Here is a 12618-nt window from a genome sequence, read left to right on the forward strand (position 1 = left end):
ATAGTTGTGGATAAGTAAGTCGCAGCGCTTACAAAAAGAGGCGGAACAAGGGACGAGGAGACGGCGGATGCGCTGCCCGTTTTGCGGAAATATCGATACTCAGGTAAAAGATTCACGTCCGGCAGAGGACCACGTGGCAATCCGCCGACGCCGGTTCTGCCCGGCCTGTGGCGGGCGGTTCACGACCTATGAGCGTGTGCAGCTGCGTGATTTGGTTGTCATAAAGACCAATGGTAAGCGCGAGGATTTCGACCGCGACAAACTGGAACGTTCGATCCGCATCTCGATGCAGAAACGGCCAGTTGATCCCGAGCGGATCGATCAGATGATTTCGGGTATCGTGCGTCGGCTGGAAAGCATGGGCGACACGGATATCCCGTCCCACAAGATCGGTGAGATCGTTATGGAAGCTCTGGCGCGGATCGATACCGTCGCGTATGTTCGCTTTGCGAGTGTGTACAAGAATTTCCAGGCGGCCGATGATTTTGAGGAGTTTGTCCACGAACTGCGCCCGCCGCAGCCACCGACGGACGAGTGAGCGAAAAAGATAAGCGTTTCATGGCGCTGGCCCTGTCACTGGGGCGGCGCGGTCAGGGGATGTGCTGGCCAAACCCTGCGGTGGGGTGTGTTATCGTGCGCAAAGGCCGGATTGTCGGGCGCGGTTGGACCCAGCCGGGCGGCCGCCCCCATGCCGAAACCGAGGCTTTGGCGCAAGCCGGGCAGGCCGCACATGGCGCGACCGCCTATGTGACTTTGGAACCCTGCGCCCACCACGGCAAAACACCCCCCTGTGCCGAGGCTTTGATTGCTGCGGGTGTCGCCCGTGTCGTGGCAGCCGTGGAAGACAGCGATCCGCGTGTCGCGGGGCAGGGCTTTGCCAAGTTGCGCGAGGCCGGAATTAAGGTCGTAACCGGTGTCCTCGCAGAGCAGGCGGAACGTGATCTGGCGGGCTTCTTTCTGAAGACCGAACAGGGCCGACCTTTCGTGACCCTCAAGCTGGCCAGCAGTTTTGACGGGAGGATCGCAACCTCGACCGGGCACAGCCAATGGATTACCGGGCCACAGGCGCGCCGCGTTGTCCATGCCATGCGTGCGCGACACGACGCGGTGATGGTCGGAGCGGGTACAGCGCGGGCTGACGATCCCTCACTGACAGTTCGGGATCTTGGCATTGATCATCAGCCCGTGCGCGTTGTGGTTTCGCGCCATATGGATATATCCCTGATGGGGCATTTGGCCCGCACGGCATCAAAGACACCTGTGTGGCTCTGCCATGCGCATCACCCGGATGCCGAGCGCGCGAAAGCCTGGGAAGGATTGGGCGCAAAGCTGATCCCCTGTGCGTTGAAAGATCATCAGGTTGACGCGGTCGATCTGCTCCAACAGTTGGGGCAAGCCGGTCTGACCAGCGTCTTCTGCGAAGGTGGGGCGGCGCTGGCAGCGTCGCTGCTGGCCGAGGATCTGGTGGATGAACTGGTCGGATTTACCGCTGGATTGACCATCGGAGCCGAAGGTCTGGCTGCCGTGGGAACATTGGCTTTAACGACACTGGACGCCGCGCCACGGTTCGAACTGGTTGAAGCGAAAGTGGTGGGTGGGGATATCCTGCACCGTTGGCGCAGGGCGTCGGACTAGGTTTAGCGCCACAAGTGCGCATGTGTCGCAAACGCGCCCTGAAGTTTTGACAGAACTCGATTGAACGGACCGGTCGGAGCACAAGTGCCCTGCGCCAGACGTTCAACTGCAACCTCGACCGGGCAGGGTTGCCCCGTGACCGGGTCGAAATAACGAGGGTAATCAATCAGGGTGGCATGGACGAGGCCCATCAACGTTGGTCGTGCGCCACGCCGGGCGGGAACAACCCCCAGATCCGTGGTCAGCCCCCAACCCGCATAAAAGGGCGCGCCCAGAGTTGTAACCTTCACGCCGCGCAGCAAAGCCTCGAACCCCAGAAGCGATGTCATGGTCCATACTTCCTGCACGTGCGGCAACAATGACGCGGGGTCTGTTTGGGTTAAAACAATGTCTGCAATCGCCTCGGCATCGATCCTGCCTTCGCGCAGACCCGCTTCGACATCGGGGTGGGGTTTGTAAATCAGGATCGCGTCGGGATTGGCATCGCGCACAGTTTTCAGCAGGTCCAGATTGTTGCGGACCGCGCTGGTACCCAACAGGATCGAGGCGTCGTCCTCGACCTGTCCGGGCACAAGAATACGATGGCCTTCGGGCAGGGGGCTGGTCGGATTGCCGGTATTGTATTTGCTCAGGCCTTCGGCCAAAAGGTTTTCGACAAGACGTTCCGCGCGCAGGTCCTGATCCGGCCTCAACGTTTCACGCAAAGTGATCAGCTCTTCCAACTGGCTGGGTTTTGTCGGGTCGTAGTAGATACCGATCTCGTCTGTCACCAGCGACAATGGCGGGACCAGTGCCGCCCCAAGCCCGCGTGAACGCAGGAACCCGTCTTCGACCCGAACCGCCCCTTCGGTGTTCCTTGCCTGGCTGGCCCATACCATGTGGGGGCGGTCCGGTGTGCCGGGTTGAGATGCCGTAAAGCGCAGCTTTCCATGTTGCCCGAAAAACTGTTGCAGATGCCTGCGTTTCCACAAGCGCATCCCGGATGCCGTCCAGCCGTTCTTGTCCTGTCGCCAGGCGCGGGTATTTGCCTCTAACGTGTCCAGTACCGTTTCCAGCTCGCACAGCTGATCGCGATAGGGGTCATACCAAGTCGGGTACAGCAGCATGGCGGCCGCGAACAATTGCGCCCGTGTCAGGCTGCGCTGGCGGCGCGGAACGGGTCTGTCATCCTGCGTCAGGCCCCATCCGGCATAGAAAGGTTGGCCGAACACACGCGGTTTGTGGCCTGCCAGAATTGCCTCAAACCCCAGTTGTGAGGACACGGTGTAGACAGCAACAGCCCCTTCAAGCAACGGCCATGGGCTGATCGGGTCGCTGAACCGCGTTATCCGGTCTGACAGGTCCTGATCGGTAAAATGCCCCTGACGGTGACCCGCCAGTGTTTCAGGATGCGTCTTGATCAGGATGCGCGCGCCGGGGTTTTCCTCCTGCGCCAAGACAAGCATTTCAAGAAACCGGGCGCGGTCCGCTCCGCTTGCTGTTACCGACGCATCGCCGACCGTCTGATCAATCACCAGAACATAGCCCGGATCGGGTGGTTCAAGATCGAGATCGAAGGCGGAATACTTGCTGAGGTTAAGCTCTCTGATCCGCGTGATCGCGGCGCGGGCCCGGTTCAGCAGGGCCGTGTCATCCAGAGGGTGCGTGGCCAGCATTGTTTCAAGTTCAGACGGCGTGGCGGCATCGAATTGCAGGCCGGAACGATCCAGCAACAGCCCCGAAGGGGGCTCGCCATTCCGGCCCGGGTGCAGAGATCTGAGAAAGGCGTCCTCGACCCGCAGAATCGGGGCAGCGTGTTTTTCAGCAATCTTAAGACCGCGATGTGCTGTCGGGCTGTTGCCCCAGACGCCTACGCAATCGCCTTCTTTCGGAAATCCCAGTCGAATGTCGTAACCCGAAAGCGACAGAATTCGTCTCAGACGTTTCTGGGTCAGAAAGCCGCCGTTATAAACAAACAGCCGATTTTGCCCGCTCCCGGCTGACGTGTCGGGATCGGGCCGCATGCATCAATTGCCGGTTAGCGTGGCAACGTTTGCAACGGGAGTCAGACCGCCTGCGATAAGTGAGATCGACTTGCTCCACTGCGCATAGGGCGCTTCGGTCACGTAGATTGTATCATCATCCCGGATCACGAAATCGCGTGCAATGAACAGGCCGTTGGGGGCTGTCAGGTTCAGCAGGTAGATCATGCGCTGATCCCCTTTGAGGTCGGCGCGTCCGGTGATACTGCGGGCGACATCCTGACGTTCCTTGCGCAGAATGAATATTCCCGTTGGATCCGAGGAAAGCGTCAGCAGACCACCGACCTGCGCCAAGGCTTCCAGTGCCGACAGATCCTGACTTTCAAATGCCACGCGCGACTGGCCCCCGGTTGCGCCAAGGGCGATATACGATCTGCTGTCCTCTTCCACCAGAATGCGGTCGCCACCGCGCAGGGCGACGTCCAGCTTGGGGTTGCGGAACAGGTCCTCGTACCAAACGGTACCCTTCTGATCGCCCCGGATCAGGGTCACCAGCGCGATGTCCGACGCGACCGAGACCCCGCCCGCCTGGGACAACATACCAAGCAGCGATCGGGTTGGCCGTTCAATCGGATAAATGCCCGGTGCGGCGACCGTGCCCGTCAGCGAGACGGTGGACCCGTCACCCGCGACGCGCCGTACTTCGACCTGCGGGTCCGGCGTTTGTTCCTGAAGCTTGTCTGTGATCAGAACGCGCAGCTGTTCCGGCGTGTTTCCCGCGGCCCGAATCCGGCCTGCATAGGGGACAAAGATAAATCCGTCACTATCAACCTGAACCTCGTTCAACGCGGTCGCAAGACCGGTTTCGCCTGACAGCAAGCCATCGTCGACGTTTTCCCAGATGGTCAGCCCCAGCACGTCACCAGGGCGGACGGTATCTGCGGTCAATGTCTGGGCACTGCTGAAGGAGGACGAAAAGCCGTACTGAGGAATGGCGGACGTCGCGCGTGTGACATTGTCGTCAACTTCAACGACATATGCGTTGCCCCCGTTTTGAACTGAACCGGCCAGAATTTCGGATTTGTTCGGTCCGGATTTTGGTAGCTGGCACGCAGCCAGCAGACCAATTGCAGCCACAAGGGACACACCCCGCATCCATCGCCTAGGAGAGACTTTCACCGCCCGATATCCTCAGTCTTTTGTAGTTGCGTGCAGACTAGCTGGTAAGTTGCTTAACTTCCAGTCACACACCACCCGTTTCATTCGACGACTTTCAACTGTGTCGTTCGCGCCTCGTTCGTATTCAGGACCGATTGGTAAGGATCGTTGGTGTCCAAAAGCATATCCACGGCGCGGCGCAGCAGCTGTCGGCGCCCTCGTCTTGAATAGAACCCGCCGGGTACCTGACTGGTTTCCAGAAGAAACTGCCGATAACAGCGATAGGCTTCGGCATCCGGGTGGCAGGGATCGGCGAAAAACGCTGCGATCGGCTGCTGTGAGACGAAATCGGGCTTGTCGTAAACCGAACGCCCGAAAATGCGCAATGGAATACCCCGCCACAGGACCTGCTGTCCAGCGGTGGAATTCACGGTGACGGCCGAACTTGCCTCATCCAGCAATCTGGCCAGCTTGCCGCCCGGCACATAATGAACCCGGTCGCTGATGCCATGTTTTCCGGCTATCTCGCGGGCCCGGCGTCGCAACGGTTCGCGATGGTTTTCCAACGGGTGTTCCTTTACCACCAGCCTGTGATGGGCGGGCGCGCCTTGTGCAAATCCTTCGATTACCAGCTCAAGAAATTCACACATACCCGAAAAGCTGGAATGAGCCTGCACCGAACTGTCATGCCCAAGCTGCAACAGTACCAGATGATAGGGGTATCCGCCCCACCTGACCCGCGTCGTCGCCAAACTTCGCTGAAGACGGTGAAAAGGCATCAAAAACAGCCGCTTGAGGTACAATCTGAATTCCTGCGAGACAGGCAATTCCCTGTGCGGTTGAAAGTTGCGGTAACGACTGTTCAGGGCCATCACGAACCAATGATAAAGGGCGCCATAGAAGATATGGTGCCGCATGTCTCCCCAATGCGACGGGGGCGGCGGTGCCTTTCGGTCGGACAGGGCCATGGCCTGACGCATTTGCTGAATATCCAGCGACATCAGCCTTGAGTTTCCATTTGACCCGTTCCGCTCATAAGTCACCCACCAGGGGCGCAGATACCCTTCCTCGAATACATGTACGGTAACTCCGCACGACCGCGCGATTTCGACCGCACGCGCATGGATGGGTCTGGTGTCGCCATATAGAACAATATCCGTAACGGCTTTTTCAGCGATCAAAGAGGACAGTGTTGCGGGCCAGTTTTCCGGTTTGTCCTGAAACGGGATGTAACTCGCCTTGTCGAACCAGAACGCCTGATCACCTGCATTGAACCCAACCCGCCAGACCCGGGCCCCCGTGGCGCGTAACATACGCCCCAAGGCCGGGAAAAAAGGTCCGTGCGGGCCCTGAAGGAACAGGAAGACCCGATCATGAGACCTTGAAGGCGGGTGCGGCATCCGAACTGCTCGTATTGTTGTTGTTGCCAAAACTATGCCCGTTTGGTGGGTGTACGGCAAGGCAGGGCTTGCCCGCGCGGCCCGTTGGCCTTACCTCGACGGTGAAAGTCAGGCACAGGTTAGGAACTGAGGGTTAACGGAATGTTTACAGGGATCGTCACCGACATGGGCACCGTCGCCGAGCTGGAGCAGCAGGGAGACCTGCGTGCGCGGATCAGGACCACCTATGACACTGCGGGCATCGATATCGGGGCCTCGATTGCCAGTGACGGTGTGTGCCTGACCGTGATCGCGTTGGGCGACGATTGGTATGACGTCCAGATCAGCGCGGAAACCGTTTCGAAAACCAATCTCGACACCTGGGCTGTCGGCAAGCGTGTCAATCTGGAACGCGCCCTGAAGGTTGGTGACGAACTGGGCGGTCACATCGTTTCGGGCCATGTGGATGGCGTAGCCGAGGTGATCGCGATCAAGGAAGACGGCGACAGCACCCGCGTCACCTTGCGCGCGCCAAAGGATCTTGCACGGTTCATCGCGCCCAAAGGGTCGGTGGCACTGAACGGCACATCCCTGACGGTCAATGACGTGACAGACTGCGATTTTGGCATCAACTTCATTCCACACACCAAAGAGGTCACCACTTGGGGTGACGTGCAGGTCGGTGACAGGGTCAATCTTGAGATCGATACGCTGGCCCGTTATGTGGCGCGTCTGGCCGAAATGTCCTGATAGGATACGTCGCGTCGGAACAGACCTGCGCCGTTTGTGGACTGGTCTTTGTGCCCTCAGTGGTCTATTCCGCCGTTCAAACATGCCATGCGAAAGGCTGCCCAATGAGCTTTGAGACACCCGGCCCGGTCGAGGCCCGGCTGCGCGACGCGATCAGCCCGATCGAAGACATTATTGAAGAGGCGCGTGCGGGCCGGATGTATATCCTGGTCGACCACGAGGATCGCGAAAACGAGGGCGATCTGGTGATTGCTGCCGAGTTCGCCGATGCCGAGGCCATTAACTTTATGGCCACCCATGGCCGTGGCCTGATCTGCCTGCCGATGACGGCAGAACGGGTCGAAGCACTTGGGCTGCCGATGATGGCGGTGAACAACTCATCCCGGCACGAAACCGCATTCACCGTGTCCATCGAGGCGCGCGAAGGGGTCAGCACCGGGATCTCTGCCGCCGACCGTGCGCTGACCGTGGCAACTGCGATCAACGAGCAGAACACGATGGCCCATATCGCGACACCGGGCCACGTCTTCCCCTTGCGCGCCAAGCGGGGTGGGGTGCTGGTGCGTGCCGGTCATACCGAGGCTGCCGTTGATATCTCGCGTCTGGCCGGCCTGAACCCCTCGGGCGTGATCTGCGAGATCATGAAACCCGACGGCACCATGGCGCGTCTGCCCGATCTGGTTGAGTTTGCGCAAGAGCACAACATGAAGATCGGCACGATCAGTGACCTGATTGCCTACCGGTCGCGCAACGACAATCTGGTGGTTGAAACCTCGCGTCAGATGGTGACGTCAGAATATGGCGGCGAGTGGGAAATGCGGCTGTTCACCGATCAGACCCATGGCATCGAACACGTGGTCATGATCAAGGGCGATATCACCACACCCGAACCGGTGTTGACCCGCACCCATGCTCTGCACGAGGCCCCCGATATTCTGGGTCTTGGTCCGAAATCATCGCGCGAACTGCCGCGCGCCATGGAAAAGATTGCTGAAGAAGGACGGGGCGTGGTCTGCCTGTTCCGTCAACCGCGCAACTCGCTATATGCGACGGGTGACGAGGGGCCGCGCACCATTAAACAAACCGGTCTGGGGGCCCAGATCCTGTCCAAGATGGGAATTCAGGAACTGGTTCTGCTGACCGACTCGCCAGAAACCGTATATCTGGGGCTTGACGCGTTTGGCCTGTCCATCGTCGGTACCCGTTCGATTTTGAAGGAAGACTGATCATGGCTGCTCAAGACGAACATGGCGTTCTGCCGACACCGACATTTGACAAGCCGGTCAAGCTGCTGATCGTGGCGGCGCCGTTTTATCGTGCGATTGCCGATAACCTGATCACGGGCGCGAAGGCCGAAATCGAAGCCGCGGGCGGAACCTGCGAAGTGGTCGAGGTGCCCGGCGCGCTGGAAATCCCGACCGCCATCGCAATGGCCGACCGTCAGTGCAACTTTGATGGCTACGTCGCGCTGGGCTGCGTCATTCGCGGCGAGACCACGCATTACGAAACCGTTTGCAATGACTCCAGCCGGGCCATCCAGTTGATGGGCCTGCAGGGCCTGTGCATCGGCAATGGCATTCTGACTGTGGAAAACGACGCGCAGGCCGAAGTCCGCGCGAACCCGAAAAAGATGAATAAAGGGGGTGGGGCTGCTGCTGCGGCCTTGCATCTGATCGCGCTCAGCCGTAAGTGGGGCTCTTCCCAAAAGGGCGTTGGTTTCAAACCGCCGTCCGAGTCCATCCTCGTGGCGGGCGACAGCAACGGACCCTCGACAGCATGACCAAGACAGACGCGCCGAAACCGGCCAACCAGAAACGCCTGATGAAATCCGCCGCCCGGCTTTATGCCGTGCAGGCGCTGTTCCAGATGGAACAGTCCGGGCAAACGACCGAAGCTGTCGTGAATGAGTTTCTGGATCACCGTTTTGGCGCTGTCTATGAGGGTGAGGAAATGTTGGACGGTGATATCAGTGTCTTCCGCTCGTTGGTCGACAATGCGGTGAACTATCAGGCGGCCATCGACCAGATGACGGACCGTGCGCTGGTCGCCAAATGGCCGATCGCTCGGATTGACCCGACCTTGCGGGCGCTGTTCCGTGCGGCTGGGGCAGAGCTGACCCAAAGCGACACGCCGCCAAAGGTTGTCATCACTGAATTTGTTGACGTTGCGCGTGCGTTTTTCCCGGAAGGCAAAGAGCCGAAATTCGTCAATGCTGTGCTGGATCATATGGCCCGCGAGGCACAGCCCGAGGCATTCTGACGCCTTTACGAGAACCAGATATGCGCTAACTTGAATGTCATAGCGCAAAGAGGTTCGCCATGCCCAAACTGATCCGCCTTTATATCACGCAAGTTGCCTGGGGCTTTGTCATTTCGGCTGTGTTTGTCGGCGTCCTGTTGGCGCTGAATGTCGCAAACCTGCGCCATCTGATAACCAGTTCGGAAATCGGTCTTATCGCTTTGGTGATGATCTGGTTCATGAACGGCATTGTCTTTGCCGGTGTCCAGTTCGCCTACAAGATCATGAGCATGGCAGAAAAGCCGCAAGGCCCGCGCCGGGGAACACCGGTTTTAGATGATTTGAAACCAGTTGCGATCAAGCAAGAGGCGAGTGTTTCACGCTAATTTTGATGCCAGGCTTTATCACACCAAGCCTCTTATGGGTTCTCTGGCATATCGTGAGATGGTTGCGCCGACATTGACTGTTGCAGCTTCAAAGCAGATGCAGCCGCTGTCACGTTTGTATGCGGTTGATTTCAGCCTATCGCGGATATTCAGAATGGCGTATCTGGGGCCTTGGTCTGAACATATTCCTTCAATATAGCGCTTTGAATAACCTGCTAATAGGAAGGGACTTTGATCATCTTGTCCAAGAGACTAGTTTGACAACATGGCCTCCGTACCACAATTAACCGACTGGATGATTACCGAAGGACGCCGCTCAGGCGACCCCGTGAAAGTAGTTTCTCATTTCTGCTCGTCATTAGTTGACGAAGGCGTTCCACTCTGGCGAGTCAATATTGGTCAGCGGTTCGCCAATCCGTTACTTATTGCATGGGGGATAGTCTGGACCCCTGACCGGACCGACAGCTACGACGTAACTCATGAAACGATGTCGACAGACGGGTATGTTGGCAGCTCATTTGAGTACATTCTGGAGCACAGAAAGCCACTTCATAAAAGTCTGCGACAACTTGATCCAAGGACCGAGCATTCATCGTATCTTGAATTCGCTGAGTCGGGTGGCACAGACTACTATGCCACCCTTTTGTGTTATGGTGATGGATCTCTGCACGGCTGTACATTTGTTACACAGGACCCAGACGGTTTTTCACCGCAACATCTGGAATTGATTGAGGAAGCTCTGCCTGCTCTATCGTCCGCCTTGGAACCCGTCACAATGCGCAAGTCAGCCAAGGGGCTGCTACGAACATATCTTGGTGATGGGCCCTCTGATGCGGTTTGGAATGGGCGGATCAAGCGGGGCGAACGAACGACAGTTGATGCAGTTGTCATGTTTTCTGATTTGCGAGGTTTCACGGCTCTTTCGGAAGCCGCTCCCGAGGTGGATGTTTTTGACGCGCTGAGCGGTTACTTTGATCTGGTTGTGCAATCCGTAGAAGAGAACGGCGGCGATGTTCTCAAGTTTATGGGTGACGGTATTCTCTCGATCTTCACCATCGCAACTCAGGTTGACCACGCCGACCGATGCCGAAAGGCTGCGCAAGCCGCACAAAGTGTATTGGCCGGTTTGACGACGCTCAACAGTCGCCGCGTTGAGGCTAATAAGTCGTCTTTGGATGTAGGAATCGGGATCAATGTTGGGCAAGTCAGCTATGGCAATATCGGCAGTCCGGGAAGGCTTGATTTCACGGTTCTCGGGGGCGCAGTGAACGTTGCCAGTCGCATAGAAGGTCTAACCAAGTCTATCGGTCACAGAGTGCTGGTAACATCAGCGATTGCTGGGACCTCACCTGATCTGTTTTTGCCTTGTGGGGTTCACGAAGTTCGTGGCCTTGCTAATCCAATCGAATTGTTTTCTCTCATCGAAGGATAGCCTTGAACCAGTTTGCATGAATATTCTTGGGGCCAGGGAATGGGTGCTATGTTTCAACAGGAAGGCTGGTACACTAAGTCAGCATTGCTTTTGGAAGAATTGGGCTATCAGAGCGGATTAATTTGATCTGCATGGCATCCAGGCGTGTAAAGACCGACGTTGGTGGTGCTCTGAGCCAATTCAGCAATGTGGCGGGACCACCAAACAACCGTGTGGTTTGATTCCCGAGGACCTGTATATACAGGTGGGCGCCAGGTAATCAGGCCAGGACCTGAACAGAGCCAGCCCCCTCGGAATTGCTTAAGGCCACCAGAATGCTACCTGTCACAAGAAGGGCAGAACCCGCCACGCGCTTAAGTAGGGCGTCTGACGGGTTCGCACAAGGGGTCAGGCATCAACAGTTTCGTGCAATGCCGTGCGCATCTTGCCAAAGTGCTCGTCCCAACCCTTGTCCAGCGCCAGGATCAGGCCAAAGGCATCGGCCCCCTGCGGCAGGCCTTCATGCCGCAGGTCAAGGCGCGTCCCGCCTGCCACGGGTTCCAGGGTCCACTTGACGACGCTCACCGCGTCGCCCATCGGTTTTACGGTGAACGTGTATTCCAGATATTTTGGAGGGTTGGCAACGCGAACCTCACCCCAGATCAACAGGTCGCCGCTTGTTGTGCCAAACATCTCCAGCTTTTGACCCGCGGTCAGAGGATGTTTCGGTTTGTGGAACCATTCCGCCAGGCGATCCGGGTCTGTAAGATAAGCCCAAACCGTTTCCGGCTCGGCCCTCAGAAAGATCGATTTCTTCAGAACTGCATCGGTCATTTCGATTTCCTTTCAACAGCTTCCTTGAGAGAGTTGAGGCGATCGTCCCAGAACTGGTCAAAATATCTGAGCCAGTCCAGAACGGGGGCCATGCCTTGTGGTTCAAGTCGGTTAATGCGTTCGCGGCCACGGGTTTCAACGGTGATCAAGCCGCCGTCGGATAGCACGGTCAGATGCTTTTTGACCGCGGCCCGGGTCATGTCGAACCGGTCTGTCAACTGCCCGATGGTCATGTCCTGAGACGAGAGCAATTGTACAATGTCCCTACGTGTGGGATCGGCCAGCGCACGGAACGCGTTTTGAGTTCGGTTATCCATAAGCAACCCCAGAACAGATACCATTTGGTATCATATTAATGCGATACCAAATGGTACCATGTCAAGCGCGATGCAGTACTTTACTTTTGTTCACCAATTGTTCACATTTGGGGTATGTTGTTAGATTTGCAGCCCGGACAGAAGCTCGCGCGTGGCGTCGCACGCCACCTTGCCGCGCATGGTTTTGTTTCTGTTGAAGAATTCGTTCCGGCACGTGGTCTGCGTGTCGATGTGATGGGGCTGGGTCCCAAAGGTGAGCTTTGGGTGATCGAATGCAAATCCAGCCGTGCCGATTATCAATCGGATGCCAAATGGCAGGGCTATCTGGAATGGTGTGACCGATTCTTCTGGGCCGTGGATACCGAGTTTCCGACCGATCTGTTACCTGACGAAACAGGATTGATTATTGCTGACGCCTATGATGCCGAGATCGTGCGCATGGCGCCCGAGGACAAGCTTGCCCCGGCGCGGCGCAAGAAGATGATCCAGAAATTTGCAACAGATGCAGCACGCCGTCTGCATGCGCTGCGCGATCCGCGCTTGTAAAAC

14 protein-coding genes are annotated in these 12618 nt (G+C 57.6%); 9 read left to right on the forward strand and 5 right to left on the reverse strand.

The features are described 5' to 3' along the window. Positions 1-67: 67 nt before the first annotated feature. On the forward strand, positions 68-538 hold the full coding sequence (gene nrdR, locus ACR0DY_RS12650; RefSeq protein ID WP_267367325.1) for a transcriptional regulator NrdR: 471 nt from the start codon (positions 68-70) through the stop codon (positions 536-538). Next, entirely contained in the window at positions 535-1635 is a 1101-nt protein-coding gene (ribD, locus tag ACR0DY_RS12655; protein WP_480486068.1) for a bifunctional diaminohydroxyphosphoribosylaminopyrimidine deaminase/5-amino-6-(5-phosphoribosylamino)uracil reductase RibD, read from the forward strand. Before nrdR ends, ribD begins: the two co-directional genes overlap by 4 nt. A 2-nt stretch (positions 1636-1637) precedes the next feature. Here the strand turns inward: ribD and ACR0DY_RS12660 are convergent, their stop codons facing one another. The 3 genes from ACR0DY_RS12660 to ACR0DY_RS12670 all read right to left on the reverse strand — a co-directional run bounded on the left by ACR0DY_RS12660 (position 1638) and on the right by ACR0DY_RS12670 (position 6154). Next, on the reverse strand, positions 1638-3638 hold the full coding sequence (locus tag ACR0DY_RS12660) for a capsular polysaccharide biosynthesis protein (RefSeq protein WP_480870327.1): 2001 nt from the start codon (positions 3636-3638) through the stop codon (positions 1638-1640). Between the two features lie 3 nt (positions 3639-3641). Further along, positions 3642-4775, reverse strand: coding sequence for a polysaccharide biosynthesis/export family protein (locus ACR0DY_RS12665; RefSeq protein ID WP_348540319.1), 1134 nt, complete (start codon positions 4773-4775; stop codon positions 3642-3644). Between the two features lie 80 nt (positions 4776-4855). Continuing rightward, a complete protein-coding gene (locus tag ACR0DY_RS12670; RefSeq protein WP_480545691.1) occupies positions 4856-6154 on the reverse strand; it encodes a capsule biosynthesis protein in 1299 nt (432 codons plus the stop codon). Between the two features lie 141 nt (positions 6155-6295). Here ACR0DY_RS12670 and ACR0DY_RS12675 point away from each other — a divergent pair, with 141 nt between their 5' ends. The 6 genes from ACR0DY_RS12675 to ACR0DY_RS12700 all read left to right on the forward strand — a co-directional run bounded on the left by ACR0DY_RS12675 (position 6296) and on the right by ACR0DY_RS12700 (position 10939). After that, positions 6296-6883: a riboflavin synthase gene (locus ACR0DY_RS12675; protein WP_480486061.1), complete on the forward strand. Its 588-nt coding sequence runs from the start codon at positions 6296-6298 to the stop codon at positions 6881-6883. A gap of 104 nt (positions 6884-6987) precedes the next feature. Further along, on the forward strand, positions 6988-8109 hold the full coding sequence (gene ribB / locus ACR0DY_RS12680) for a 3,4-dihydroxy-2-butanone-4-phosphate synthase (RefSeq protein WP_267365297.1): 1122 nt from the start codon (positions 6988-6990) through the stop codon (positions 8107-8109). 2 nt (positions 8110-8111) lie between these two features. Further along, positions 8112-8663, forward strand: coding sequence for a 6,7-dimethyl-8-ribityllumazine synthase (locus ACR0DY_RS12685; protein ID WP_480545690.1), 552 nt, complete (start codon positions 8112-8114; stop codon positions 8661-8663). Beyond that, positions 8660-9142, forward strand: coding sequence for a transcription antitermination factor NusB (gene nusB, locus ACR0DY_RS12690; protein WP_480481565.1), 483 nt, complete (start codon positions 8660-8662; stop codon positions 9140-9142). Before ACR0DY_RS12685 ends, nusB begins: the two co-directional genes overlap by 4 nt. A gap of 59 nt (positions 9143-9201) precedes the next feature. Then, complete coding sequence (locus tag ACR0DY_RS12695; RefSeq protein ID WP_480481563.1) at positions 9202-9507, forward strand: hypothetical protein; 306 nt, start codon at positions 9202-9204, stop codon at positions 9505-9507. 265 nt (positions 9508-9772) lie between these two features. Further along, positions 9773-10939, forward strand: a complete 1167-nt coding sequence (locus tag ACR0DY_RS12700; RefSeq protein WP_480545689.1) for an adenylate/guanylate cyclase domain-containing protein — start codon at positions 9773-9775, stop codon at positions 10937-10939. Positions 10940-11326: 387 nt separating this feature from the next. On the opposite strand, the gene ACR0DY_RS12705 is transcribed toward ACR0DY_RS12700, so the two are convergent. Next, positions 11327-11752 (reverse strand): SRPBCC family protein, encoded by a 426-nt coding sequence (locus ACR0DY_RS12705; protein ID WP_267365293.1) that lies wholly within the window; start codon positions 11750-11752, stop codon positions 11327-11329. Beyond that, on the reverse strand, positions 11749-12069 hold the full coding sequence (locus ACR0DY_RS12710; protein ID WP_480476940.1) for an ArsR/SmtB family transcription factor: 321 nt from the start codon (positions 12067-12069) through the stop codon (positions 11749-11751). Before ACR0DY_RS12710 ends, ACR0DY_RS12705 begins: the two co-directional genes overlap by 4 nt. A gap of 114 nt (positions 12070-12183) precedes the next feature. Between ACR0DY_RS12710 and ACR0DY_RS12715 the strand changes: the two genes are divergently transcribed. Then, the gene (locus ACR0DY_RS12715; RefSeq protein WP_480481559.1) at positions 12184-12615 is read left to right on the forward strand and encodes an MmcB family DNA repair protein; all 432 of its coding nucleotides are present in this window, start codon (positions 12184-12186) and stop codon (positions 12613-12615) included. Positions 12616-12618 lie beyond the last annotated feature (3 nt).

Source organism: Ruegeria sp. O6 (assembly GCF_056535045.1).

Bases quoted from the DNA above. Each gene is read 5' to 3' on its own strand.
- nrdR (WP_267367325.1), top strand. From the start codon at position 68: ATGCGCTGCCCGTTTTGCGGAAATATCGATACTCAGGTAAAAGATTCA.
- ACR0DY_RS12660 (WP_480870327.1), bottom strand. From the start codon at position 3,638: ATGCGGCCCGATCCCGACACGTCAGCCGGGAGCGGGCAAAATCGGCTG.
- ACR0DY_RS12670 (WP_480545691.1), bottom strand. From the start codon at position 6,154: ATGCCGCACCCGCCTTCAAGGTCTCATGATCGGGTCTTCCTGTTCCTT.
- ACR0DY_RS12675 (WP_480486061.1), top strand. From the start codon at position 6,296: ATGTTTACAGGGATCGTCACCGACATGGGCACCGTCGCCGAGCTGGAG.
- ribB (WP_267365297.1), top strand. From the start codon at position 6,988: ATGAGCTTTGAGACACCCGGCCCGGTCGAGGCCCGGCTGCGCGACGCG.
- ACR0DY_RS12685 (WP_480545690.1), top strand. From the start codon at position 8,112: ATGGCTGCTCAAGACGAACATGGCGTTCTGCCGACACCGACATTTGAC.
- nusB (WP_480481565.1), top strand. From the start codon at position 8,660: ATGACCAAGACAGACGCGCCGAAACCGGCCAACCAGAAACGCCTGATG.
- ACR0DY_RS12695 (WP_480481563.1), top strand. From the start codon at position 9,202: ATGCCCAAACTGATCCGCCTTTATATCACGCAAGTTGCCTGGGGCTTT.
- ACR0DY_RS12700 (WP_480545689.1), top strand. From the start codon at position 9,773: ATGGCCTCCGTACCACAATTAACCGACTGGATGATTACCGAAGGACGC.
- ACR0DY_RS12705 (WP_267365293.1), bottom strand. From the start codon at position 11,752: ATGACCGATGCAGTTCTGAAGAAATCGATCTTTCTGAGGGCCGAGCCG.
- ACR0DY_RS12710 (WP_480476940.1), bottom strand. From the start codon at position 12,069: ATGGATAACCGAACTCAAAACGCGTTCCGTGCGCTGGCCGATCCCACA.
- ACR0DY_RS12715 (WP_480481559.1), top strand. From the start codon at position 12,184: ATGTTGTTAGATTTGCAGCCCGGACAGAAGCTCGCGCGTGGCGTCGCA.